Origin of the sequence: Paraburkholderia sediminicola, assembly GCF_046027355.1 — a bacterium.
Taxonomy (GTDB): domain Bacteria; phylum Pseudomonadota; class Gammaproteobacteria; order Burkholderiales; family Burkholderiaceae; genus Paraburkholderia; species Paraburkholderia sediminicola_B.
This window is the reverse complement of record NZ_JAQQEK010000009.1, coordinates 204193-230212: the sequence shown is the minus strand read 5'-3', so window position 1 is coordinate 230212 and position 26020 is coordinate 204193. Positions and strand designations below refer to the sequence as shown.

The 26020-nt window shown below is 62.1% G+C and carries 21 protein-coding genes; 8 read left to right on the top strand and 13 right to left on the bottom strand.

Translation table 11 applies throughout. From position 1 onward, the window contains the following. Positions 1-9: 9 nt before the first annotated feature. From hscB to PQR42_RS17880, 7 genes are all read right to left on the bottom strand, one after another. Positions 10-537 carry a Fe-S protein assembly co-chaperone HscB gene (gene hscB, locus PQR42_RS17910; protein WP_408203710.1) on the bottom strand — a complete coding sequence of 176 codons (528 nt, stop codon included), beginning with the start codon at positions 535-537 and terminating at the stop codon, positions 10-12. 154 nt (positions 538-691) lie between these two features. Continuing rightward, a complete protein-coding gene (gene iscA / locus PQR42_RS17905) occupies positions 692-1015 on the bottom strand; it encodes an iron-sulfur cluster assembly protein IscA (protein WP_012433565.1) in 324 nt (107 codons plus the stop codon). A gap of 155 nt (positions 1016-1170) precedes the next feature. Continuing rightward, on the bottom strand, positions 1171-1584 hold the full coding sequence (iscU, locus tag PQR42_RS17900) for a Fe-S cluster assembly scaffold IscU (protein WP_007181285.1): 414 nt from the start codon (positions 1582-1584) through the stop codon (positions 1171-1173). Between the two features lie 71 nt (positions 1585-1655). Continuing rightward, positions 1656-2879 (bottom strand): IscS subfamily cysteine desulfurase, encoded by a 1224-nt coding sequence (locus PQR42_RS17895; protein ID WP_408387208.1) that lies wholly within the window; start codon positions 2877-2879, stop codon positions 1656-1658. A gap of 70 nt (positions 2880-2949) precedes the next feature. Further along, complete coding sequence (gene iscR, locus PQR42_RS17890) at positions 2950-3480, bottom strand: Fe-S cluster assembly transcriptional regulator IscR (protein ID WP_094783140.1); 531 nt, start codon at positions 3478-3480, stop codon at positions 2950-2952. A gap of 134 nt (positions 3481-3614) precedes the next feature. Beyond that, positions 3615-4112, bottom strand: coding sequence for a low molecular weight protein-tyrosine-phosphatase (locus PQR42_RS17885; RefSeq protein ID WP_408387266.1), 498 nt, complete (start codon positions 4110-4112; stop codon positions 3615-3617). Between the two features lie 160 nt (positions 4113-4272). Beyond that, positions 4273-4512 (bottom strand): hypothetical protein, encoded by a 240-nt coding sequence (locus PQR42_RS17880; protein ID WP_408203705.1) that lies wholly within the window; start codon positions 4510-4512, stop codon positions 4273-4275. A 264-nt stretch (positions 4513-4776) separates the two neighbouring features. On the opposite strand from PQR42_RS17880, the gene PQR42_RS17875 reads away from it, so the two are divergent. Next, positions 4777-5346 carry a hypothetical protein gene (locus tag PQR42_RS17875; RefSeq protein ID WP_408387267.1) on the top strand — a complete coding sequence of 190 codons (570 nt, stop codon included), beginning with the start codon at positions 4777-4779 and terminating at the stop codon, positions 5344-5346. Between the two features lie 238 nt (positions 5347-5584). Here PQR42_RS17875 and PQR42_RS17870 read toward each other — a convergent pair whose 3' ends face one another. Further along, a complete protein-coding gene (locus PQR42_RS17870; RefSeq protein ID WP_408387209.1) occupies positions 5585-7000 on the bottom strand; it encodes a lactate utilization protein B in 1416 nt (471 codons plus the stop codon). Between the two features lie 106 nt (positions 7001-7106). After that, on the bottom strand, positions 7107-7829 hold the full coding sequence (locus tag PQR42_RS17865) for a (Fe-S)-binding protein (RefSeq protein WP_408203699.1): 723 nt from the start codon (positions 7827-7829) through the stop codon (positions 7107-7109). 178 nt (positions 7830-8007) lie between these two features. Between PQR42_RS17865 and PQR42_RS17860 the strand changes: the two genes are divergently transcribed. Next, positions 8008-8814, top strand: a complete 807-nt coding sequence (locus PQR42_RS17860; RefSeq protein ID WP_012433574.1) for an IclR family transcriptional regulator — start codon at positions 8008-8010, stop codon at positions 8812-8814. Positions 8815-8914: 100 nt separating this feature from the next. On the opposite strand, the gene pbpG is transcribed toward PQR42_RS17860, so the two are convergent. After that, the gene (gene pbpG / locus PQR42_RS17855) at positions 8915-10099 is read right to left on the bottom strand and encodes a D-alanyl-D-alanine endopeptidase (RefSeq protein WP_408387210.1); all 1185 of its coding nucleotides are present in this window, start codon (positions 10097-10099) and stop codon (positions 8915-8917) included. Positions 10100-10869: 770 nt separating this feature from the next. Between pbpG and PQR42_RS17850 the strand changes: the two genes are divergently transcribed. Further along, positions 10870-11442 (top strand): phasin family protein, encoded by a 573-nt coding sequence (locus tag PQR42_RS17850; protein WP_095418901.1) that lies wholly within the window; start codon positions 10870-10872, stop codon positions 11440-11442. Between the two features lie 359 nt (positions 11443-11801). Here PQR42_RS17850 and lpdA read toward each other — a convergent pair whose 3' ends face one another. The 3 genes from lpdA to aceE form a co-directional block, all read right to left on the bottom strand. Continuing rightward, positions 11802-13589: a dihydrolipoyl dehydrogenase gene (gene lpdA, locus PQR42_RS17845; protein WP_408387211.1), complete on the bottom strand. Its 1788-nt coding sequence runs from the start codon at positions 13587-13589 to the stop codon at positions 11802-11804. A 259-nt stretch (positions 13590-13848) separates the two neighbouring features. Continuing rightward, the gene (gene aceF / locus PQR42_RS17840; protein ID WP_408387212.1) at positions 13849-15501 is read right to left on the bottom strand and encodes a dihydrolipoyllysine-residue acetyltransferase; all 1653 of its coding nucleotides are present in this window, start codon (positions 15499-15501) and stop codon (positions 13849-13851) included. An 86-nt stretch (positions 15502-15587) separates the two neighbouring features. Next, positions 15588-18284: a pyruvate dehydrogenase (acetyl-transferring), homodimeric type gene (gene aceE, locus PQR42_RS17835; protein ID WP_408203692.1), complete on the bottom strand. Its 2697-nt coding sequence runs from the start codon at positions 18282-18284 to the stop codon at positions 15588-15590. Positions 18285-18559: 275 nt separating this feature from the next. On the opposite strand from aceE, the gene fixL reads away from it, so the two are divergent. The 5 genes from fixL to folD all read left to right on the top strand — a co-directional run bounded on the left by fixL (position 18560) and on the right by folD (position 25874). Then, complete coding sequence (gene fixL / locus PQR42_RS17830; RefSeq protein ID WP_408203690.1) at positions 18560-21076, top strand: oxygen sensor histidine kinase FixL; 2517 nt, start codon at positions 18560-18562, stop codon at positions 21074-21076. Next, the gene (gene fixJ / locus PQR42_RS17825; protein WP_006051254.1) at positions 21073-21717 is read left to right on the top strand and encodes an oxygen response regulator transcription factor FixJ; all 645 of its coding nucleotides are present in this window, start codon (positions 21073-21075) and stop codon (positions 21715-21717) included. The genes fixL and fixJ overlap by 4 nt, the downstream gene beginning before the upstream one ends. Positions 21718-22306: 589 nt before the next feature. Further along, on the top strand, positions 22307-23695 hold the full coding sequence (locus PQR42_RS17820) for a DUF3300 domain-containing protein (RefSeq protein ID WP_408387213.1): 1389 nt from the start codon (positions 22307-22309) through the stop codon (positions 23693-23695). A 19-nt stretch (positions 23696-23714) separates the two neighbouring features. Beyond that, positions 23715-24656: a DUF2950 domain-containing protein gene (locus PQR42_RS17815; protein WP_408203686.1), complete on the top strand. Its 942-nt coding sequence runs from the start codon at positions 23715-23717 to the stop codon at positions 24654-24656. 357 nt (positions 24657-25013) lie between these two features. Then, positions 25014-25874, top strand: coding sequence for a bifunctional methylenetetrahydrofolate dehydrogenase/methenyltetrahydrofolate cyclohydrolase FolD (folD, locus tag PQR42_RS17810; protein WP_408203684.1), 861 nt, complete (start codon positions 25014-25016; stop codon positions 25872-25874). Positions 25875-26020 lie beyond the last annotated feature (146 nt).

The following is a 26020-nucleotide window of genomic DNA, read 5'->3' as shown; positions in this document are numbered from 1 at the left end:
TCGGGCTCGCTAGTTCTCGAGCCGCTCGATCTGCGTGCCGATTTCCGACGCCACCCGCTCGATGAACATCAACTGCCGCACCGCCTCGCCCGCAGCCTGATTCGCGCCGCTGTCGAGCAACGCGCCGAGCTTGTCGAAACGCATGCGCTCTTCGTCGCGCAATTCGGTGAGCAAGGCGTCGAGCGCGTCGACGTTCTTCGCCGCGGCCGCGTCTTCGATACCTTCACGCCATTCCATCTGCTGCATGAGGAACGCCGGCTCCATCGCCGTATTGTTCTCCGCGCCGACGTCGATGCCGCGCAGATGCAGCAAATAGGTGGCGCGCTTCAACGGATCGCGCAGCGTCTGATACGCCTCGTTGGTGCGCGTCGCCCATTGCATCGCAATGCGCTTTTGCGCGTCGCCGGCCGCCGCGAAGCGGTCCGGATGCACTTGCGCCTGGACCGTGCGGTAAGCGTGATCGAGCGCTGACGCGTCGAGCGCGAATTGCGCCGGCAGATCGAACAGGTCGAAGTGGCTGTCGTTCAGCGAGGCCATCGGATAGAAGAAGTCCGTTCAGGAAAGCGCACCGGAGTGCAGTCTAAAAACGCAGCTCGACGAAGCGGAGCGTAGCGGCACAGGCGAATGCGCGGATCAAACTAAAAAGGCGGCCCGCGCCGCCTTTGATCCGCTGCACGCGGAATGTCCCGATTTACACGCGGAACGATTCGCCGCAACCGCATTCGTCCTTCACGTTCGGGTTGTTGAACTTGAAGCCTTCGTTCAGTCCTTCACGTGCGAAGTCGAGTTCGGTGCCGTCGATGTAGGCGAGGCTCTTCGGGTCGACAATGAGCTTCACGCCGTTGCATTCGAAGACCTCGTCTTCGGGCGCGAGTTCGTCCACGTACTCGAGCTTGTAGGCCAAGCCGGAGCAACCGGTGGTGCGCACGCCGACGCGCAAGCCGACGCCTTTACCGCGACGGTTCAGATACTTCTGGACGTGCTGTGCTGCCTTTTCGGTCAACGTAATTGCCATAGCGTTTCTCATTGCGCAGTGCGTGCCGGCCGCTCTTCTGCCAGCTCACGCGCTGCTACCCTGCCTGCATCAAATATCGCTCGTGCCGGACGGCCCGTTAATTTCGCGCCGTCCGTTTCGATTCACCTGAAAACCGCGCCGCAATCGCCGCTTGATCAAGCGTGTTGCTTTTCGTCTGCGACGACTGCTTCACCGTGGCGTTGCTTGTAGTCGGCGACCGCTGCCTTGATCGCGTCTTCCGCGAGGATCGAGCAGTGGATCTTCACCGGCGGCAGCGCCAGTTCTTCGGCGATCTGCGTGTTCTTGATCGACATGGCTTGATCGAGCGTCTTGCCCTTCACCCATTCGGTGACGAGCGAACTCGACGCAATCGCCGAACCGCAGCCATACGTCTTGAACTTCGCGTCTTCGATGATGCCGTCCGCGCCCACGCGGATCTGCAGCTTCATCACGTCGCCGCATGCCGGTGCGCCGACCATGCCGGTGCCGACTGCATCGTCGTCCTTCGCGAAGGAACCGACGTTGCGCGGGTTTTCGTAGTGGTCCAGAACCTTGTCGCTATAAGCCATGATGACACTCCTTGATTCGTTTCAACCTGCAATTCGCAATTCGATAGATTCGACGTCGTCCAAACGGCGCGTCAGTGCGCTGCCCACTGGATGGTCGAAATATCGATCCCGTCCTTGTGCATTTCCCACAGCGGCGACAAATCGCGCAGCTTCGAAATCTTGGTCTTCAGCAGGTTGATCACGTAATCGACATCCTGCTCGGTCGTGAAGCGACCCACCGTGAAGCGGATCGAGCTGTGCGCCAGCTCGTCGTTACGGCCCAGCGCACGCAACACATACGACGGTTCCAGCGAAGCCGACGTACAAGCCGAGCCCGACGACACCGCCACGTCCTTCACCGCCATGATCAGCGATTCGCCTTCGACGAAATTGAAGCTGATGTTCAGGTTGTGCGGCACACGCTTTTCCATGTCGCCGTTCACATACACTTCTTCCATATCCGACAGGCCGCGCAGCAGACGGTCGCGCAGCATGCGGATGCGCTCGTTTTCCGTCGCCATTTCTTCACGCGCGAGACGAAACGCTTCTCCCATGCCGACAATCTGATGCGTGGCCAGCGTGCCCGAACGCATGCCGCGCTCGTGACCGCCGCCGTGCATCTGTGCTTCGATACGGATACGCGGCTTGCGGCGCACGTACAGCGCGCCGATGCCCTTCGGACCGTACGTCTTGTGTGCCGAGAACGACATCAGGTCGACCTTCAGCTTTTGCAGGTCGATCGCGATCTTGCCGGTGGCTTGCGCCGCGTCGACGTGGAAAATAATGCCCTTTTCACGGGTGATCTCGCCGATCGCCTCGATGTCCTGGATCACGCCGATCTCGTTGTTGACCGACATGACCGACACCAGAATCGTGTCCGGACGCAGCGCGGCCTTGAGCTTGTCGAGGTCGATCAGGCCGTCGTCCTTGACGTCCAGATACGTGACTTCGAAACCTTCGCGCTCGAGTTCGCGGCAGGTATCGAGCACGGCCTTGTGCTCGGTCTTCACCGTGACGATGTGCTTGCCCTTGCTCTTGTAGAAGTGCGCGGCGCCCTTGATAGCCAGGTTGTCCGACTCCGTGGCACCCGAGGTCCAGATGATTTCGCGCGGGTCGGCGTTCACCAGCGCGGCGACATTCTCACGCGCTTCTTCGACTGCGCGCTCCGCCGCCCAGCCATACGAGTGGCTGCGCGATGCGGGGTTGCCGAACTGCTCGCGCAGATACGGAATCATCTTGTCCACCACGCGCGGATCGATCGGCGTCGTCGCGCTGTAGTCCATGTAGATGGGCAGATGGAGAGTGTCGTTGTTCATCAATTGCTCCGGGGACGTCATGTGCTCTGGCTTCTGGGTCTCTTATCAGGCTGCGGTGACTGCCCGCTACCTATGAACCAGCCATGTTGAAAACGGAATTCGGCCCTTTGGGCGCCACGCGGACGGGTTCGACCGCCGGCGCTTCGTTGCGCCTGTCGCGCAGCACGGCCGGCGCGCCTTCGCGCGAACGCTGCTGATCGACCAGATCCTTCAGCGAGACCGAATCGAGGTACTCGACCATTTTCTGGTTCAGCGTGGACCACAGTTCATGCGTCATGCAGTGGCCGTCGTGCTGTTTGGTGCCCTCGCACGAGCCCTTGCCGCCGCACTGGGTGGCGTCGAGCGGCTCGTCGACCGCGATGATGATGTCGGCCACGGTCACGTCTTCAGCGCGGCGGGCCAGATTGTAGCCGCCGCCCGGTCCGCGCACGGACTCGACGATTTCGTGACGACGCAGCTTGCCAAACAGCTGCTCGAGGTATGACAGGGAGATGTGTTGGCGCTGGCTGATACCCGCAAGCGTCACCGGGCCCTGCTCCTGGCGCAGCGCCAGGTCAATCATCGCCGTGACGGCGAAACGGCCTTTCGTGGTGAGTCTCATATGGTGTGGGAACCGCAATTCTCGACAAGTTTTGTCAAGTATAAATACATGAGCGATTTAGTCAAGTATCCCTACCGCGATTTGGGTCATTTGCTTAATTACTGGATAAGCTCGGCGCGCTCTCTCGCCAAACCCTACGCAAGCAATTGGGGACGCAACGCCGCGATCAGGCCACGGCAGGCCGCTTCACATTGATCCAGCACCTGCTCGAAACCTTCCGCGCCGCCGAAATACGGGTCGACGACTTCGCGGGCGCCGCTCCAGCGGGCGTCCGCTTCGGGGACAAACTCCATCAGCAGACGGATCTTGTCGCGTTGCTGCGGCGGGCAGACCTGGCGCAGCGCAGCGACATTTTTGTCGTCCATCGCGATCAGCAGGTCGAAGCGCTCGAAATCCGGTGCGGCAACCTGGCGGCCGCGCAACGCGGCAAGTTCATATCCGCGCCGACTGGCCGCCCGCTGCGCGCGCTCGTCCGGCGGTTCGCCGATGTGCCAGTCACCCGTTCCGGCGGAGTCGATCAGGATGCGCTCCGCGAGCTTCGCCTCGCCGACCAGATGACGCATCACACCTTCCGCGGTCGGAGAACGGCAGATGTTCCCGAGGCAGACAAAGCAGATGGATACGGTTTTCATCAAGGGCTTTTTCTGGCGCCCGAGGCGCGTAGGCGGACTGTTAACAAACGGTGCCGCGATTATACAAAGCTGGCCGGAATCTCGCCGGACGCCCGTGCCTCGCGGCACGGAGGCACGGCGTCCGATGCGGCGACCGATCCGGCCGCGCTCGACCTTGTGCTTACGACGCTTCCGCGATCGGCATCACCGTGGCGGCGCGCATCGGTTTGGCCGGCTGCGTCGTGGCGTCGTCGATCATGCCGTACGAGACGGCGCGCGCGAGTTCTGCCGTAAACTGGTCGGCCGCGAGCGGAGCCTGAGAGGCGCGCGACGCAGCGTCGCCGCAAATATGCAGATAAGCAGCCGCAGCGAGCGGCACAACAATGGCAAGGGGCCAGTACACCGATATTGTCTTTTTCATGATGTTTCTTCCGATTGGGGGCAGATGAGTTCGTTACCCACTATGCCCAGTCGAAATCTTATAGAAATTCACAATCGGGAAAAACCCACTGGCGCGAGATAGAGCGTTGCTCCGAATGGAACAGTGAATTCACGTTTTGCGGCGCACGACGTCGACGCGCGTCATGGCACAAAAAAGAAATCCTTACAAACACATACAAACCTCTTGCGACGGATGACGATAATAGCGGTCTTACAGAAACAAAATCTCGCATCGGTCGATCACATGAAACGCTTTGGTTTTGCACCACTCGCCTGCCTCGCTGTCGCCGCCCTGCTCGGCGGCTGCGCGGTGTATCCGGACGGCACGCCGATGCACAGCAATGGCTACGGCGGCGGTTACAGCGGCTATGACGGTTACGACGGCTACGCCCCGGGCGCGGCGGTCATGCCGCAAACCAATGTCTACATGGGCTACAGCAACTACTCCGGCCCGGGGTACTACGACGGGCCAGGGCGTTATTACGGACCGGGTCCCGGCTATGGCGGCTATCCGGACCGGGGCCGGCCGAACAACGGCAATTATGGAAACAACGGCAACCACGGCGACAACGGCGGTTGGCACGGTCAGCCGAATGGCGGATCGCACGGCGGCCCGCCGCCTCAAGGCGCCGCGGGCGGACCACGTGGACCGAGCGGATCGAATGCGCCTCGGCCGGGGGCTGGCAGCCCACCGCCGCCCCCACCGCCGCCGCAGCAGCAGGCAGGCAGTGGAGGCGGGCGTGGCAACGGGAATAACGCTGCGCCCGTGCGAGGGGTGCCGGGCCGACAGTCGGGCCAGATGACGGACCACTGAGCGGGGCATGCCGCATAGTCCGCGGTAGGCGTGCATACGCATGAGCGCATGCCTACCGCGCTCCGATTTCCGCGACTACCGCCTGGCAGTCACCAGGGAAGCATCCGCCAAACGGCGCGATTGTTGATTAGACGGCGCGATAACGAAATCACCGCCTCGCACCCAACGCCGTCAAACTTGAAAAAATACGACGTCGCGCTTCGCTCAACAACTCCCGTTCAGTTCAGCGGCGCTCAACTCAGCCGATATGGCTGCGCTGCGCCGCGTACAACTCCCTGAACGTCCGACCCACCGGAGCGGGCATATCCCGCGTATTGGTCCAGCCCGCGCCGCCCAATGGCAACTTGGCGATCGACCGGTTCCTTCCGCCCATGCGTTCCAGCACTCGCACGGCCAGCTTGGTGAAAAGCGCGTAGGCATCCGGATGCAGCGCCAGAAATCCCCACACGGCAAGCGCAGTGCGCTCTTTCCAGGGCCGCAGATGCCGCTCCACCTGCTTCTCGCGCAGCTTGCGCAACAGATCGGATAGCGGGATGCCCACCGGGCACACGCTATTGCACTCGCCACACAAGGTCGCGGCCTGCGGCAAATCCAGCGCCTTGTCGATGCCGACATAGCTCGGCGTCAACACCGAACCCATCGGGCCGGGATAGACCCAGCCGTACGCATGGCCGCCCACCTTCTGATATACCGGGCAATGGTTCATGCACGCACCGCAGCGGATGCACCTCAGCATTTCCTGGAAGTCGCCGCCGATCAGCCCCGTGCGCCCGCCGTCGACGAGCACCACATACATATGCTCAGGACCGTCCTGATCGCCCTCGCCGCGCGGCCCGGTCAACACCGAGAAATAGTTCGAGGTGGCCTGCCCGGTCGCCGAGCGCGGCAAGAGACGCATCGCCGTGGCCAGATCCTCGAGCGTGGGCAGCACTTTCTCGATGCCCGTCACCGCCACATGCACGCGCGGCATCACCGTGCACATGCCTTCGTTACCCTCGTTCGTGACCAGCACGACCGAGCCGGTTTCCGCCACCACGAAATTGCCGCCCGTCACGCCCATGTCCGCGGTCATGAAATGCGGACGCAGCATCTCGCGCGCCTCGCGCGTCATGTCGGTAATTTCCGTCAGGCGTGGGCGGTTGTGAATCTTCGCGAACAGGTCGGCGATCTCGTCCTTATCCTTATGGACGACCGGGGCGATGATGTGGCTCGGCGGCTCGTTGTCGTTGATCTGCAGGATGTATTCGCCCAGATCGGTTTCGATGGATTGCACGCCCATTTGCCCGAGCACTTCGTTCAGGCGCATTTCTTCGGTGACCATCGACTTGGTCTTGATGACCTTCGTCACCTCGTGCCGGCGCGCAATGTCGCCGACGAGCCGCGCGGCCTCCTGGGTCGTCTCGGCGAACAGCACCGTCACGCCGCGTCTGGCCGCTTCGCGCTCGAAGGTTTCCAGCCACACGTCGAGATTTTCCAGCGCGCGATTGCGACGCTCCTTCAGCGCGGCGCGCGTGGCCGGAAAATCGATCGCGGTCATGGCCGTGGCGCGGGCCGACACGAACTTGGTCGACAGCTTGGTGAGGTTCTGCTGCAGACGCTGGTCGGCGAGTTTCTGACCAGCGCGTGCCTTGAATTGCATCGATTGGACTTGCATGGCGGCCTTATGCGTATTCGAACAAAGCGGACGAAGCGGGCGAAGCGCGAGTGAAGTACGAGTCAAGCGCGCGTATCCGAAAACGGCGGGAATGCGGCAAGCAGCGTTACACGTCGCCGGCCAGCACCTGCGCGATGTGCAGCACGCGCGTGGTGGCGTCGCCGGTACGCCGCAAACGGCCTTCAATATTGAGCATGCAGCCGAGGTCGCCGAGCACCACCGTGCCGGTGCCGCTCGCGCGAATATTCGCGCACTTTTCGTCGACGATCGCCGTGGAGATGTCGCCGTACTTAACCGCGAAGGTGCCGCCGAAGCCACAGCAATGCTCGCAGTCCTTCATCTCGTTCACCGTCACGCCGACCTGCCCCAGCAAGGCGCGCGGCTGCGCCTTCACGCCGAGCTCACGCAGCCCGGAACAGGAATCGTGGTACGTAACCTGACCCGCGAACTCGCCCGGCTGCAATTGCACCTTGGCCACATTCACGAGGAAATCGGTCAGTTCGAACACCTTGGGACGCAGCCGGCCGAAGCGGTTCATCAGTTCGGGATCGTCGGCGAAGAGGTCGCCGTAATGCGCGCGGATCATGCCGCCGCACGAACCGGACGGCACCACGATGTAATCGAACTGTTCGAACTCGCGCAGGGTCTTTTCGGCCAGATCGCGCGCGATACGCCGTTCTCCGGAGTTGTACGCGGGTTGCCCGCAACAGGTCTGGGCGGGTGGCACCATCACCTCGAATCCGGCGCCTTCGATCAGCTTGACGACCGAAAAACCGATCTCGGGACGCATCAGGTCGATCAGGCAGGTAACGAACAATCCGACTCGCATGAGCCCTCCTTCGGGAAAACGTCCCTGATTATCCGCTGTTTGCCGCACAATACCAACGGCCGGAAGGCATAGGACGAAAGCCACCTAAATTGGAATTGGCGCTCCAACCGCTTTCCTTCTTTTCACAATACGGGATACAATCAATTTCCGCTGTTTGACGCGTCAACCGATTCCTCCCATGAGCGACACGAACCCGGATCCCAAAACTTCGATCCAGGTGATCGAACGCATGATGCGCTTGCTCGACGCACTCGCTGCGCATAGCGACCCGGTCAGCCTGAAAGAACTCGCCATCCGCACGGAGCTGCATCCGTCCACCGCGCACCGCATCCTGAACGACATGGTGATGTGCCGGCTGGTCGACCGGTCGGATCCCGGCACTTACCGTCTCGGCATGCGCCTGCTCGAACTGGGCAATCTGGTGAAGGCGCGCCTGTCGGTGCGCGACGCGGCGCTCACGCCGATGCGCGAACTGCACCGCCAGACGGGCCAAACGGTGAATCTGTCGGTGCGTCAGGGCGACGAGATCGTCTATATCGAGCGCGCTTATTCCGAGCGTTCCGGCATGCAAGTGGTGCGCGCCATCGGCGGACGTGCGCCGTTGCATCTGACTTCGGTGGGCAAGCTGTTCCTCGCCGCCGACGAATCCACTCGCGTGCGGGCCTATGCCACGCGCACCGGTTTGTCGGGCCACACGCAGAACAGCATCACCGACCTGACCAAACTGGAGCGCGAGCTCTCGCACGTGCGCCAGCAGGCCTGCGCGCGTGATAACGAAGAACTGGAACTCGGCGTGCGCTGCATCGCCGCCGGCATTTACGACGACACCGGCAAGCTGGTCGCCGGCCTATCGCTGTCGGCGCCGGCGGATCGCTTGCAAGACTCCTGGATTGGCCAGCTTAGCCAGACCGCGTTGATGATCTCCGCGTCACTCGGCTATCGGCCGCAACCCGCGCAGGACCATTCGCATAGCCATCACGCGTAAGCTCGACGCTGGGCATCCGCTCAAGAAAAAAAGCCTCGCAACTGCGAGGCTTTTTTGTTTTCATGCGGCCGATCCGGAAACCGACCGCTGAACAAACGCTTCAGGTACCCGGGCCACCGGCGTCCGCGCTGGTAATGCGCGCCTCGCCGCCGCCGTTATCCAGCCACGTGCGCAGACGCGTGGCGTCCGCGAACCGCGAGTACTTACCCGACGAGTCGAGCAGCACAATGATCATCGGACGACCATGAATGGTCGCCTGCATCACGAGGCACTCACCCGCTTCGTTGATGAAGCCGGTCTTTTGCAGACCGATGTCCCACGTCGGGTTGCGCACCAGCGCGTTCGTGCTGTTGTACGCCAGCGAGCGCTTGCCGGTGTACACCTCGTAGCTGTGATCGGTCGAGAACCTGCGGATCACCGGATATTGGTACGCCGCATTGACCATCTTCACAAGGTCGCGCGCGCTCGACACATTCTGGCTCGTCAAACCCGTGGGATTTTCAAAGTGCGTGTCGGTCATGCCGAGTTGCTTGGCCTTCGCGTTCATGGCCGCGAGGAACGCCGGACGGCCGCCCGGGAAATAACGCGACAGCGCCGCGGCCGCGCGATTTTCCGACGCCATCAGCGCGATATGCAGCATGTCTTCACGCGAGAGCACCGAGCCCACTGACAGACGCGAGCCGGTGTTCTTTTCGTAATCGCGGTCTTCGTCCGTGACTTCGATCTGGTCGGTCATCGGCTCTTTCGAATCGAGCACCACCATCGCCGTCATCAGCTTGGTGATCGACGCGATCGGCACCACGGCGCGCGAGTTCTTGTCGAACAGCGACTCGCCCGAGTTCTGATCGATCACGTAGGCGACGCTCGAACGCAGCATGAGCGCGTCCGGCGTTTCGTGCAGACCGAAAGCCTGGCCGACGCTCGGCTGGCGCGGTTCGTACGCGATGCGGCGCACCACCGAGTGGTGACGGCCGTTCGACGTGTACGTCACGCGCTTGCGCTTGACGCCCGCGCGCGGGGCGTCGTCGTCAGCGGCTACGGTCTTTGCAGCCGCGCCTTTGGTCGCTTTCGAGGCCTTGCCCGACACCTTTTCAGGCGCGGCAGCCGGCTTCTTGGCCGCTTTGGCGTGTTTGGAGGTTTTTGCAGGTGCAGCAGGCGTGGCGGCAAAAGCGCTCACAGGCGTGGCGAACGCCGCCGCGATGACCATGGAGGCGGCCACCGACAGAGCGGTGCTGCGGGCCGCGCCGTGGATCACTTTTAGCGACGAAAACATGTCGGTTTTCATGGGTGTTCGGTAGGGAGCGGCGAGAGGTTTCCGCAAGTGTAGTAAAACAACGAAAAATTAGCAATTTGAAGCACTTATACGCGCTCCTTAAACCGGCTTGTAAGCTCCGATCGTAAAAACACAAATAAGTGCCGTGCATCGATCGAAAAAAACGATCGCCAGCACGTTACGCCTCGCCGCTGCCGCCATACGCCGGAATCGAGGTGATTCTTTCAGCATAACGGCAATTTCGAGACAACCTTGATCAGGGGAAATACGGTGAGCGCGGGCGGTCAAACTGCCGGCGAAACCGCACGCGGCCGGAGTCGCACAGCGAGGTGTTAAACGCCTGCTGCAGACCGGCAACGCGCATTCGACCAGCATGAAGCATTAACGTTCCGTGACACTTTCCGGTTTACACCGAATCGGTCGCCGGCGACTTTTTTAACAGTTGCCGGATGTTAGCGTCCCCGCTTAACATGCGCTCGTCGGTCAAATTGACCTTACATTTTAGTAATAAATGCGGCATGATTGGGCACCAGCACGGTGCGGCGGTTAAATCGACCTGCGTCACAAGGATGTCATGCCGATCGCATAACACTATGTTTTATCAGTAGTTTCTTAATATTGTGCGACGCACAAAAACCGCTTGACATTCTTTGTAGTCATCCTAAAATGGGAACCATTGCTGCGATGCACAATACATCGCGGTCCGGCGGGACGCACCAATGTGTCTCACCATTCACCCAATGCGGTCCGCACAGACAGACCGCGATCCAGGAGCGTAAACCATGACTCTGCTGACCCCTGAGCAATTCGCCGCAGCCCAGAAAGCCAACTTTGAAACGTTGTTCGGCCTGACGACCAAAGCATTTGAAGGCGTCGAAAAGCTGGTTGAGCTGAACCTGCAAGTCGTGAAATCGACGCTCGCGGAAAGCCAGGAAAATGCTCAACGCGCCCTGTCGGTCAAGGACGCGCAAGAATTGCTGGCACTGCAAGCAAGCCTTGCACAGCCGGTGGCTGAAAAGGCGCTGTCGTACGGCCGCCACGTGTATGAGATCGTTTCGGCAACGCAAGGTGAATTCACCCGCGTCGCAGAAGCGCAATTCGAAGAGCAAAACCGCAAGGTCCAATCGCTCGTCGAAAACGTTGCAAAGAACGCACCGGCTGGTTCGGAAACCGCTGTCGCCGTGATGAAGTCGGCTATCACCGCCGCCAACACCACGTACGAAACGGTTCACAAGGCAACGAAGCAAGCTGTCGAAATCGCTGAAAGCAACTTCAATGCAGCTGCAACGGCCGCATCGAAGGCAGCTTCGCAAGCCGCCGCACAAGCATCGCGCTCGGCCAAGAAGGCAGTCTAAGCTTCAGTCTCAAGCATCACGCCGCAGGCATCACCCAACGCCGGTACAGCTCAAACGCTGTACCGGCGTTACCGCAAGCAATAGCGTCGTGTCGTTGCCGCTCACACGGTGTTAATTGGCCGAACGCTCCGATACGTTGAATGGCGTATCGTTTGCCCGGCGAAAGGCCGGGATTTTTTTACCCGACGCTTTTTCGCCGCCGCCTGAGTCGTTCGGCATGTATTGATGACGCCGTCGTCGCGACGGCAACCGCCCTACTCTGCTGCTCAGAGAAAAAAACGGCGCGCCCTTTGCGGGGCGCGCCGTTTTTATTTGCATCATCGAATCCGCCTGCACGAGTGCAGACGGACCGAATCGCCTTACTTCTTTTTCTGCGGCGGCAGGTCGGTACAGACGCCTTCGTACAACTCGGCGGCCATGCCGATCGACTCGCCGAGCGTCGGATGCGGGTGAATCGTCTTGCCGATATCGGTTGCGTCCGCACCCATTTCGACCGCGAGACAAACTTCGCTGATCAGGTCGCCCGCATTCAGACCGACAATCCCGCCGCCGATCACGCGATGCGTTTCCTCATCGAACAGCAGCTTCGTGAAGCCTTCGTCGCGGCCGTTGGCGATCGCGCGGCCCGAAGCGGCCCACGGGAATACTGCCTTGCCGTACTTGATGCCCTCGGCCTTCAACTGGTCTTCCGTCTTGCCGGCCCACGCCACTTCCGGATCCGTGTAGGCCACCGACGGAATCTGCAGCGCGTCGAAGTACGCCTTTTCTCCGTGTGCGACTTCGGCGGCAACGTGAGCTTCATGCACGGCTTTGTGCGCGAGCATCGGCTGACCGACGATATCGCCGATCGCGAAGATGTGCGGCACGTTGGTGCGCATCTGCTTGTCCACGTCGATGAAGCCGCGATCCGTCACCGCGACGCCTGCCTTGTCCGCGCCGATCCTCTTGCCGTTCGGCGAACGGCCGACGGCAACCAGCACGAGGTCGTAACGTTGCGCTTCGGCCGGGGCCTTCTCCCCTTCGAACGACACATAGATGCCGTCGTCTTTCGCTTCCGCCGCGGTGGTCTTCGTCTTCAGCATGACGTTAGCGAAACGCTTGCTGTTGTACTTCTCCCAGACCTTGACCAGATCGCGGTCCGCGCCGGCCATCAGACCGTCGAGCATTTCGACCACGTCGATCTGCGCGCCGAGCGTGGCGTACACCGTGGCCATTTCCAGCCCGATGATGCCGCCGCCGATCACCAGCATGCGTTGCGGAATCTGCCGCAATTCGAGCGCGCCGGTCGAATCGACCACACGCGGATCTTCCGGAATGAAGGGCAGCTTCACCGCTTCCGAGCCCGCGGCGATGATCGCCTGCTTGAACTTGACGACCTTCTTGCCGCCTTCCGTCTGCACTTCCATGTGATGCGGATCGACGAACGAGCCCGTGCCCGTGACCACTTCGACCTTGCGCATCTTCGCCATGCCGGCGAGACCGCCGGTGAGCTTCTTGACGACGCCCGACTTGAAGTCGCGCAGCTTGTCGAGATCGATTTGCGGCTTGCCGAACGTGATGCCGTGCGAGCCGAGCGCTTCGGCTTCGTCGATCACGAGCGCCGTATGCAACAGCGCCTTCGACGGAATACAGCCGACGTTCAGACACACGCCGCCGAGCGTCGAATAACGTTCGACCAGCACCGTCTTCATACCCAGGTCAGCCGAACGGAACGCCGCCGAATAGCCACCGGGACCCGAACCGAGCACGAGCATGTCGCACTCGATATCCGCGTTACCGGAGAAGCTACCCGCTTGCGGAGCGGGCGCCGCCGCTTTGGCCGGAGCCGCCGCTTGCGGTTTTGCTTCCGCTGCTTTCTCGGGTTCCTTGGCCGGGGCCTTCGGTGCATCTTTTGCGGGAGCCGCGTCTGCCGAGGTTTCGACGAGCGCGATCACCGTGCCTTGCGAGACTTTGTCGCCGGCTTTGACGCGAACTTCCTTGACCGTGCCGGCGGTATCGCTCGGCACTTCGATGGAGGCCTTATCGGACTCGAGCGTCATCAGCGCCTGTTCGTTCTCGATGACGTCGCCCGCTTTGATATTGACTTCGATGACATCGACATCCTTGAAGTCACCGATATCCGGCACTTTTACTTCGACGAGACTCATTAGTGTCCCCTTCTCTTATTGATCGTGATGAGACGAACGCTCTTCACTTCGGCCTGAAGGCTGGCGGCGTCCTGGACAGAATCAGCCTTTGCTGTCCGCCCAAGGACGCGCCTTTCTTTTGCCTACTTTTCTTTGGAAGACAAAGAAAAGTAGGTGCCGCCCCGCACAGGGGCAACACTAATAGACCGACATGAATGCAAATTCAACGAGAGACGCAGATTCCAGACAAAAAACCCGCGCCGCCGGCAACATCACCACATCAAAGAATCACACGCCGGAAATCGGCAAGAAGCGCCCCAAGATACGCATTGAACCGCGCCGCCGCAGCCCCATCAATCACACGATGGTCATACGACAACGAAAGCGGCAGGATCAGACGCGGCACAAACTGCTTACCATCCCAAACCGGCTTCATCGCACCACGCGACAACCCAAGAATGGCCACTTCAGGCGCATTGATAATCGGCGTGAAGTTCGTCCCGCCAATACCACCCAAAGAAGAAATCGAGAAACACCCACCTTGCATCTGATCCGGCTTCAACTTGCCATCACGCGCAGCCTTCGAGAGCTCGGCCATTTCCTTGGCGATATCGATCAAACCCTTCTTATCCGCATCGCGAATGACAGGAACGACCAGACCATTCGGCGTATCGGCCGCAAAGCCGATATGGAAGTACTGCTTGAACACCAGGTTATCGCCGTCGAGGCTGGCATTGAACGTCGGGAACTGCTTCAGGGCGGAAACTACAGCCTTGATCACGAACGCCAGCATGGTGATCTTCACACCGGACTTCTCGTTTTCCTTATTCAACTGCACGCGCAGCGCTTCGAGCTCAGTGATGTCCGCTTCATCGTTATTCGTGACGTGCGGAATCATGACCCAGTTGCGATGCAGATTCGCGCCCGAAATCTTCTTGATGCGCGACAGCGGCTTCGGATCGACCGGACCGAACTTCGTAAAGTCGACCTTCGGCCACGGCAGCAGATTCAACTCACCGCCACCCGCGGCAGCCGGTGCCGCAGCACCAGCCGGCGCAGCACGCTGACCCGTCATGACGCCCTTGATGAAAGCGGTCACGTCGGCTTGCGTGATACGGCCCTTGGGCCCCGTGCCCTGCACTTGCGTCACGTCGACACCGAGCTCACGCGCGAACTTGCGCACGGACGGCGACGCATGACTCGCGTGCCGCGCACCACCTTCACCAGCCGGAATCACCGGTGCCTGAGCGAGCGCCGACGGAGCGGCCGGAGCCGGCGACGGCACAGCCGGCGCATCGGACGGCTTCTCGACCTCTTGCTTGGGAGCCGGAGCCGGCGCAGCCGCGCCGCCTTCCGCTTCCACGACGACGATCACCGAGCCTTCCGACACGGTATCGCCGACCTTGACCTTCAGTTCCTTGACGATGCCGGCAGCCGAGCTCGGCACGTCCATGGTCGCCTTGTCGGATTCGAGCGTCACGAGCGACTGCTCTTTCTCGACGCGATCGCCGACCTTCACCGCGACTTCGATCACGGGAATGTCTTTGTAGTCGCCGATATCCGGCACTTTGACTTCCTGCAGACCGCCGCCGCTCGCAGCCGGCGCGGGTGCCGGAGCAGCCGCGGGCGCGGTCGAAGGTGCCGGAGCCGGTGCAGCGGCAGGCGCCGGAGCCGGTGCAGCCGCACCGCCTTCAGCCCCCTCCAGCACGACGATCAACGAACCTTCCGACACGTTGTCGCCGACCTTGACCTTCACTTCCTTGACGACGCCGGCGGCCGAGCTCGGCACATCCATGGTCGCCTTATCGGATTCCAACGTAACGAGCGATTGCTCTTTTTCGACGGTGTCACCCGCCTTCACCAGCACCTCGATCACAGGAATGTCCTTGTAATCGCCGATGTCCGGCACCTTGACTTCGATCGCTTGACTCATTGTTAGTGTCTCCTGGGCCGCGCACGCGTCCTACCCCTGTCGATCAGGGGCGGGCGCGCACGCCATGGCACACGGGGAATGATGCCTTAGACGGTCATCGGGTTGGGTTTGGCGGGATCAAGGTTGTACTTCTTGAGCGCCTCGGCGACTACCTTGCGTTCGATCGTGCCTTCATCTGCGAGAGCATTCAACGCGGCAACCGTGACCCAGTAGCGGTCGACTTCGAAGAAGTGGCGCAGCTTTTCGCGCGTGTCCGAACGGCCGTAGCCATCCGTGCCCAGCACGACGAACTTCTGCGGCACGAACGCGCGGATCTGTTCGGTCAGCGCGCGCACGTAGTCGGTCGAGGCGATGACCGGACCTTGTGCGTCCTTCAGCAGCTTCTCGACGTGCGAGAGCTTCTTTTCTTCCGTCGGGTGCAGCAGGTTCCAGCGCTGCACTTCGTGGCCTTCGCGCGCGAGTTCGGTGAAGCTCGGCACGCTCCACAGATCGGCGGCGACGCCCCAGTCGTTCTTCAGCAGGTCGGCGGCGGCGATCACTTCGTTGAAGATCGTGCCCGCGCCCATCAGCTGCACGCGCGGCGCCTTCTTATCCGCTTCGGCCTTGCGGAACGAGTACATGCCCTTGATGATGTCGGCCGCGACAGCTTCGCCCTGCGGAATCGCCGGGTGCTCGTAGTTCTCGTTCATCACCGTGACGTAGTAGTACACGTCTTCCTGATCCGCGACCATGCGGCGCAGGCCGTCTTGCATGATGACCGCGAGTTCGTAACCGAAGGTCGGGTCGTAGCTGATGCAGTTCGGCACCGAAGCCGCCCACAGCAGCGAGTGGCCGTCTTCGTGTTGCAGACCTTCGCCGTTCAGCGTCGTGCGGCCGGCCGTGCCACCCAGCAGGAAGCCGCGCGAACGCATATCACCCGCCGCCCATGCCAGGTCGCCAATGCGCTGGAAGCCGAACATCGAGTAGAAGATGTAGAACGGGATCATGATCTCGCCGTGCGTCGAATACGACGTCGCGGCTGCGATCCAGTCGGCCATACCACCGGCTTCGTTGATGCCTTCCTGCAGGATCTGACCGGTTTCCGACTCACGGTAGAACATCAGCTGGTCGGAATCTTCCGGCACGTACTTCTGGCCTTCCTGATTCCAGATACCGATCTGACGGAACAGGCCTTCCATACCGAAGGTACGCGACTCGTCCGGCACGATCGGCACGATGCGCTTGCCGAGCGCCTTGTCCTTCAGCAGGATGTTCAGGATCCGCACGAACGCCATGGTCGTGGAGATCTCGCGGCCTTCGCCCGTGCCCTTCAATAGCGGCTCGAATGCCGACAGTTCCGGCACCGGCAGCGACTCGGCCTTCTGACGACGCGCCGGCAGATAGCCGCCGAGGTCCTGACGGCGAGCACGCATGTACTCGAGTTCCTTCGAGCCTTCCTCGAACTTGAGGTACGGCACGTTGACGAGGTCTTCGTCGGCGATCGGCAGGCGGAACTGGTCGCGGAATTTCTTCAGCTGATCCACGTGCAGCTTCTTCTGCTGGTGGGTGATGTTCATCGCCTGGCCGGCTTCGCCCATGCCGTAGCCCTTGATCGTCTTCGCGAGAATGACGGTCGGCTGGCCCTGCGAATTCGACGCTTCCTGGAACGCTGCGTAGATCTTGTGCGGATCGTGGCCGCCGCGGTTCAGGTTCCAGATTTCCTCGTCGGACCATTCGGCGACCAGCGCCTTCAGTTCCGGCGTGTTGAAGAAGTGCTCGCGCACAAACGCGCCCGACTCCGACTTGTACGTCTGGTACTCGCCGTCGACCACATCCATCATGCGGCGCATCAGCGCGCCTGACTTGTCGCGTTGGAACAGCGCATCCCAGCGGCTGCCCCAGATGACCTTGATGACGTTCCAGCCGGCGCCGCGGAATTCGCTTTCCAGTTCCTGGATGATCTTGCCGTTACCGCGCACCGGACCGTCGAGGCGCTGCAGGTTGCAGTTGATCACGAACACGAGGTTGTCGAGGCGTTCGCGGCCGGCCATGCCGATCGCGCCGAGCGATTCCGGTTCGTCCGTTTCGCCGTCGCCGAGGAAGGCCCAGACCTTGCGGCCATCGGTCTTCGCAATGCCGCGCGCCTGCATGTACTTCATGAAGCGCGCCTGATAGATCGCCATGATCGGGCCGAGGCCCATTGAGACGGTCGGGAATTGCCAGAAGTCCGGCATCAGCCACGGGTGCGGGTACGACGAGATGCCCTCGCCGCCCACTTCCTGACGGAAGTTGTCGAGCTGGTTCTCGGTCAGGCGGCCTAGCAGGAACGCGCGCGAGTAGACGCCCGGCGACGAGTGGCCCTGCACGAACACGAGATCGCCGCCATGTTCAGCGGACGGCGCATGCCAGAAGTGGTTGTAGCCAACGTCGTACAGCGTGGCGGCGGACGCGAACGAGGCGATGTGGCCGCCGACGTTGGTGTCCTTGCCGGCGCGCAACACCATCGCGATGGCGTTCCAGCGCGTGTACGAGCGGATACGGTGTTCGATGTCCTGATCGCCGGGGATCTTCGCCTGACGCGAAACCGGGATCGTGTTGATGTACGGCGTGTTGGCCGAGAACGGCAAATGTTCGCCGTGCACGCGGGCGAATTCGATCTGTTTCTCGATCAGGTAGTGAGCGCGATCTGGGCCCACAGCAGAAATCACGCCATCCAGCGCTTCAAGCCATTCGCCGGTTTCCTGGGGATCGTCGTCTTTTTCAGCAGCGACATATTTCATGACTTCGTCGGGTACAGCGGACATGCTCGTCTCCTGGATGTAGAGGAACGCTCTTTGAACAGACGACGCGGACGAAGCACGGCCGCGGCAGCTTCGGCCGATTGTAATAAGGGTCCCGACGTCCGCGCAACAAAATTTTCGAATTACGAGATCGAATCTCATAATGCGGAAAATTGTTGCGGCGCAACCTGATTTGACTGCCGATCGACGGATACGTTGGCTAGTTTGCGCCGATTAATGGTCCTTTCCGCGCTTTTTTGCGCCATTTGCTAGCTTCACGCTGCGCTACAATGCCACGCATGTTGACCGAACGGCTTTTCGCACGCTCGGCGCGCACCGCCGGTTCGCCCGCGGATTCGACGCCGTCCTCCCGCTGGCACCACGGACCGTGGTGGTCCAACTCCTATTTGCTCACGCCGCTCCTGTCGATCCTGGTGTTCCTGGTCGTCATGAGTCTGATTCTGTGGAGCCTGAACCGGCGCGAACAGCAACAGCAGGAAGACACGCTTTACCGTAACGTCGCGTGGGCGCAGCAGCAGATCCGCCTGTCCATGACCGGCGCGCAGGAGCAGATCCAGGCGCTCGCGCGCGATCTGGTCGCCGGCCGCGCCGATCCGCATTCGTTCCAGGTGTCCACCACGGACATCATGCAGGGGCATCCCGAGATCCTCTACATGAACTGGTACACCAGCGCGCAGCAACCGCGCTGGCCCAATACCGCACTGCCTGTGTTCGGCCAGCGTCTGGCCAAGCCGAACGACGCGCAGATGGACGAAGCCGTCAAAGCCGCCTTCACCGAGGCGCGCAACACGCGCCGCCAGGTGTATTCGCCGCTCATTTACGACGATCTCGGCAACGGCTATATCACGCTGCAAACGCCGGTGTTCCGCGACCGCGACTTCCTCGGCACGATCGCCGCGGTGTTCTCGGTGGAAGGGATCCTCAAGCACGACATTCCGCCTGAGCTGTCCGCCAAATACAAAATCTCGATCATCGACGTGAACAACCGCGAGTTGACCACCACGTCGACCCGCCCGCGCCTGCCGCGCGACATGTTCTACGATCTGCCGCTCGACCCGCCGGGCCAGGGCGTCTCGGTGCGCGTCTACGCGTTCCCGCAGATGACCAACTTCACCAACAACACGCTGGTGTGGCTGGTGGCGGGTCTGTCCTGTTTCGTGCTGTGGAGCCTGTGGAGCTTGTGGAAACACACGCGGCAACGCTTCGAGGCGCAGCAGGCGCTGTACGCCGAAGCGTTCTTCCGCCGCGCGATGGAAAACTCGGTGCTGATCGGCATGCGCGTGCTCGACATGCATGGGCGCATTACCCACGTCAATCCGGCGTTTTGCCGCATGACCGGCTGGGACGAAAGCGATCTGGTCGGCAAGAACGCACCGTTCGCCTACTGGCCGCGCGACGCTTACCCCGAAATGCAGCGCCAGCTCGACATGACGCTGCGCGGCAAGGCACCCTCTTCCGGCTTCGAACTGCGGGTGCGCCGCAAGGACGGTTCGCTGTTCCACGCGCGTCTCTACGTGTCGCCGCTGATAGATAGCTCGGGCCGCCAGACCGGCTGGATGTCGTCGATGACCGACATTACCGAGCCGAAGCGCGCGCGCGAGGAACTCGCCGCCGCGCACGAGCGCTTCACCACGGTGCTCGAAAGTCTCGACGCCGCCGTCTCCGTGCTGGCCGCCGACGAAGCCGAACTCCTGTTCGCCAACCGCTATTACCGGCACCTCTTCGGCATTCGCCCGGACGGCCATCTGGAATTGGCGGGCGGCGGGTTCGATAGCGCACAGGCGTCGTCGGATTCGATCGATATGGTGGATACCTACGCCGGCCTGCCCGCCGCCGCGTTGACCGAAAGCACCGCCGATGCGCAGGAAATCTACGTGCAGAGTATCCAGAAGTGGTTCGAAGTGCGCCGCCAGTACATTCAGTGGGTGGACGGCCACCTCGCGCAGATGCAGATCGCGACCGACATCACGACCCGCAAGCAGGCGCAGGAACTGTCGCGCCAGCAGGACGAGAAGCTGCAGTTCACCAGCCGCCTGATGACGATGGGCGAAATGGCCTCGTCGCTCGCGCACGAACTGAATCAACCGCTCGCCGCGATCAATAACTATTGCTCCGGAACCGTCGCACTGGTTAAATCCGGTCGGACGACGCCTGACAATTTGCTGCCCGTGCTCGAAAAAACCGCCCAGCAGGCGGTGCGCGCGGGCATGATCATCAAGCGCATTCGCGAGTTCGTGAAGCGCAGCGAGCCGAAGCGCCAGGCCACGCGCGTGGCCGATATCGTCGCCGACGCCGTGGGTCTGGCCGAGATCGAGGCGAGGAAGCGCCGCATTCGCATCGTCACGGATCTGCGCTCGCGGCTGCCGGTGATCTACGTCGACCCGGTTCTGATCGAGCAGGTGCTGGTCAACCTGCTGAAGAACGCCGCCGAAGCGATGGCCGAAGCCCGCCCGAATGCGGTCGATCCGGTGATCCGCGTGGTCGTGCGACTGGAGAGCGGGTTTGTCTGCATCAGCGTCGTCGACCAGGGACCGGGCGTCGACGAAGCAACAGCCGAGCGGCTGTTTGAACCGTTTTACAGCACCAAGTCCGATGGTATGGGCATGGGGCTGAATATTTGCCGTTCGATTATCGAATCGCACCGCGGCCGTCTGTGGGTGGTCAACAACGTCGAATCTGACGGCCACATCACAGGCGCCACGTTCCATTGCAGTCTGCCTATTGGAGAGCCTGATGGCCCGAGCAACGGCGGGACACAGGCGCCGACACCACAAACCGTTACGGGAGAGCTATGAACAGCCCAGTCACCACACAGGAAACTGTCTTTGTCGTCGATGACGACGAGGCCGTGCGAGATTCGCTGCGCTGGCTGCTGGAGGCGAACGGCTACCGCGTGCAATGCTTCTCCAGCGCCGAGCAGTTCATCGACGCATGGCAGCCGCATCAGCATCCGGGCCAGATCGCGTGCCTGATTCTGGATGTGCGGATGTCCGGCATGAGCGGGCTCGAGTTGCAGGAACGCCTGATCGCCGACAACGCATCGCTGCCGATCATCTTCGTGACGGGCCACGGCGACGTGCCGATGGCCGTGTCCACGATGAAAAAAGGCGCGATGGACTTCATCGAAAAGCCGTTCGACGAAGCCGAGTTGCGCAAGCTGGTCGAGCGCATGCTCGACAAGGCGCGCAGCGAAAGCACCAGCGTGCAGCAGCAGCGCGCTGCGGCAGAACGTCTCGGCAAGCTGACCGCGCGTGAGCATCAGGTGCTCGAGCGCATCATCGCCGGCCGCCTGAACAAGCAGATCGCCGACGACCTCGGCATCAGCATCAAGACGGTCGAAGCGCACCGCGCGAACATCATGGAAAAGCTCAACGTCAACACGGTCGCCGATCTGCTGCGACTGGCGCTGTCGAACAAGCCGCAACCGGCGCAATAAGCCTCGCGCGGCGGCGTTTGCCCCGAAGGAGGGCCCTTTGGGGGACTCGCCGCCAGGCCAGAAGTGACTGCGCATCAACGGCCGGACTATTGAAGAGTCCGGCCCGTCTCGCCCTCTTTTCCTCATCTTTCCCCTCGTCTTTCTCCTCGCTTTTCCCTCGACTCCATCGCACTGCAATCAAGGCTAACTGCGTGATTTCGACGCAGCCGGCGCGCGCAAAATAATACGCATTACTCAGCAATTACTTACACTAATCCGCAACAGGTTGTTTCCTCAGACAAGATTGACGGATCCGGACGTGCCCCTTAATTTACGCAGAACTCCTTAGCAGACATCGCCGATGCGGCTATCAACGCGGGAGTGACATGCAGCGAAACGCCGCATACGGCAGCGCCTGGTAATGCGAAACAATTGGAGCGGCTCGACCGTTTTTCCGCCGCATCGTGTCGTGTCGATCTAGCCGTCCGGCCACATACCGGGCACCGGCCCGACTCGCCATTTCCTCGCCGTATTCCATCGCGGCGAAGCGCCGCAGCCCGTGCTGCGCACCGACATCTCGTCGTATAAACCCCATCGGGAGGAATTCATCGTGAAACGATCCGGAGCACACAGCTCGCGTGTGTTGCTTGTTTGCGCCGTTCTTGCGGGAGCGCCGCTATTCGTCGGACTGTCCACGCCGGACGTCGTCCATGCACAAGGCACCGCGAAAATGTCGAACCAGCAACTCGATTCGCTGGCCGCCCCCATTGCCCTTTATCCGGATGCCCTGCTCGCCCAGGTGCTGATGGCCGCGACCTTTCCGCAGGACGTGCAGGCCGCGGCCATATGGTCCAGAGTCAACTCGACGCTGCAAGGCGACAGCGCCGTCAAGGCAGTTGCGTCCGAGCCGTGGGACCCGAGCGTGCAGTCGCTTGTCGCCTTCCCGCAGGTGCTCGCCACCATGGCCTCGAAAGCGGATTGGGTCACGCAACTCGGCAGCGCGTTTCTCGCCCAGCCCAACGACGTGATGGACTCCGTGCAGCGTCTGCGCAGGCAAGCACAAGCGGCCGGCAATCTGAAGACGACGCCGCAGCAGACGGTCGTGGTCGAACAAAGCACGATTCAGATCGTGCCCGCCAATCCGCAAGTGGTGTACGTGCCGACCTACAACCCGACCGTGGTCTACGGCGTGTGGCCGTATCCCGCGTACCCGCCGGTGTATGTACCGCCGCCGCCCGGTTATGTCATTGGCACCAGTTTCGTCGCGGGCCTCGCGTTCGGCACCGGCGTCGCGGTGGCGAACGCGCTGTGGGGCGGCTTCGACTGGCATTCGCATGACGTCAATATCAACGTGAACCGGTACAACAATATCAATGTGAACAACCGCATCAACGTGAACGGCAGCACGACGAACTGGAACCGCAATACCAACGTCAATCGCAACGTCGGCGGCGCAAACGTCAATCGCAGCTTGAACAATAACGTCGGCGGCGCACAGCGCGATGCGTATCGCGGCCGCGACGACGCCCGCGCCCGGGCGCAGCAGACGCTGCAAAACCGCACTGGCCAGAATCTGGGCGGCAACGCGAGCCAGCGTGTGCAAGGGATTCATCACGGCGGCACGGCGAACCCGAATTTGCAGAACCGCGCGCAGAACGTGAATCGCGACAACGCGCTGCGCGGCGCCGGCGACGGCAAAGCCGCGCGGCAGGACACGCAGCGCGGCCAGGCAAGCCGCGACGCGCTCGCCAGCCGCGGTGGCCAGCAGCACGCAGGCGGCGCGAATGCCAACGGCCTGCAGCGCACAAGCGAAGGTTTCGGCGCAAATGGCGGCGGCCTGCAACACACGGGCGGAGGTCTCAGCGCGAACAGTGGCGGTGTCCAGCGTAGCGGCGCCACCGTCGGCACGGGCGGCGGCCTGGGCGGTGGCAGTGGCGGCTTAGGTGGCGGCGGCTTGGGCGGTGGTGGCGGTGAACATCACTTCGGCCGCAACCGTTGAACAAAAAAAGAGGAGTCTGATGATGCGTCTATTCTCACGGGGCAAGCTGCGCGCCCATGTCCTGACACTTACCATCGCGCTCGGCACCATCGGCACACTGCTGCTGGCGCCGATCCTGCTGATCAGCGCGATCCCCGCCCATGCCCAGGCGGTCTATCCCAGCGCGGACGATGCCGCCAATGCCTTTGTCGAAGCCGTCGCCCGCAACGACGACGATGCCCTCAAGCGCGTGCTCGGCGGCGATTTTCATCGCTTCATTCCAACCGAAGGCATCGGCGAGGACGACATCTATCAGTTCCTCGGCGAATGGTCGAAAAACCATCAGATCGTCGCGGATCCGGTCGTCGACAAGGGGCGCGCCACCGCGCATCTGACGGTCGGCTACAGCGGCTGGACCCTGCCGATTCCGCTCGTGCAGTCGGGCAACGGCTGGCGTTTCGATCCACCGGCGGGACGCGACGAGATGCTGACACGGCGCATCGGCCGCAACGAACACGCCGCGATTTTGACCTCGCTCGCCTACCTGGATGCGCAATACGACTATCGCAACCTGACCCAGCACTACGCACAGCGCTTCGTCAGCACGCCGGGACAGCACGACGGCCTGTACTGGACGACGCCGCCCGGCGAAGCGGAAAGCCCCCTTGGACCGCTCGCCGCCACCATGCCCGACGGCACGCAGCCTGAAGAGGCGTATCACGGCTATCACTTCCGCATTCTCACGGCACAAGGGACGCACGCGAAGGGCGGAGCCAGGAACTACGTCGATAACGGCGTGTTGAGCAAAGGGTTTGGACTGATCGCATCGCCGGCTGAATATGGCAGGACCGGCGTGATGAGTTTCATCGTCAACCAGGACGGGCAGGTCTATCAGAAGAACCTCGGGCCGCGAACCGCGCGCGCGGCGGCGGCGATCACATCGTTCGATCCGGGTTCGGGTTGGCAGGCGGTCCAGCCATAGCAGTTGCGTTTGACAGCCTTGCCTCCGCCCGCCGCACCAGGCGGTAGGCGGCAGGTGCGGCCCCGAACACGCGTCTGGTGGCGCACCCGCTGCCGCCGCCGTCCGAACCGGGCATCCGTGCCCGCCATATGTGGCACTCACGGCACGCGTTCGCACCGCCGCCACACAGCCTGGAATCCGTATGCGGCCCATCAGGCCGGGCCGGTATAATGTCGCACTTTGCAGCGCCGCTTAACCCCGATTCGCGCCGCGCGCTTTTCACGTGCCGACCCAATACCGTTGAAAAGCGCCATCGCGCGGCACGCACGAGCGTCTGCGCCCTGCCCCGCTTTCCAAACTGCCCATCTCGACCCGACCATGACTGCCAAACTGATCGACGGCCTAGCCCTTTCCAAGACCCTGCGCGCCGACGTCGCCGCGCGCGCCGCCGCCCTCACCGCTCGCGGCCATCAGCCGGGCCTCGCGGTGGTGCTGGTCGGCGACAATCCGGCCAGTGAAGTCTACGTGCGCAACAAAGTGAAGGCGTGCAACGACAACGGCCTCGGCTCGTCGTTCGACCGTTATCCGGCCGACCTGCCGGAAGCGGAGCTGCTCGCGCGCATCGACGAACTGAACCGCGACCCGCGCATTCACGGCATTCTGGTGCAACTGCCGCTGCCGCCGCATATCGACAGCCACAAGGTGATCGAGGCGATCGCGCCGGAAAAGGACGTGGACGGCTTTCACGTCGCCAACGCCGGCGCGCTGATGACCGGCCGGCCGCTGTTCCGTCCGTGCACGCCGTACGGCGTCATGAAAATGCTCGCCGCTTACGAGATTCCGCTGCAAGGCGCGAACGCGGTGGTGATCGGCCGCTCGAACATCGTCGGCAAGCCGATGGCGCTGCTGCTGCTCGAAGCGGGCGCGACCGTCACGATCTGCCACAGCAAGACGCGCGATCTGGCCGCGCACACGCGCAACGCCGACGTGGTGGTCGCCGCCACCGGCTTGCGCAACATTCTCACGGCAGAGATGGTGAAGCCGGGCGCGGCGGTGATCGACGTCGGCATGAACCGCGACGAAGCCGGCAAGCTGTGCGGCGACGTGGATTTCGCGGGCGTCAAGGAAGTGGCCGGCTACATCACGCCGGTGCCGGGCGGCGTCGGCCCGATGACCATCACCATGTTGCTAGTCAACACGATCGAAGCCGCCGAGCGCGAAGCGGCAGCGAACACGTAAGCGGCAGGAGAAAAGCCGGCGAAGCATCTTCGCCGGCTTCGGGACTTTACGGCCTTGGCGTCGTGCCAGGGTATCGACATCCATCGACGCTAACGCGCGCCACACTTCTCAGCGCTCGCATCGGTCGCCCGAATGCCGGCGAAGCA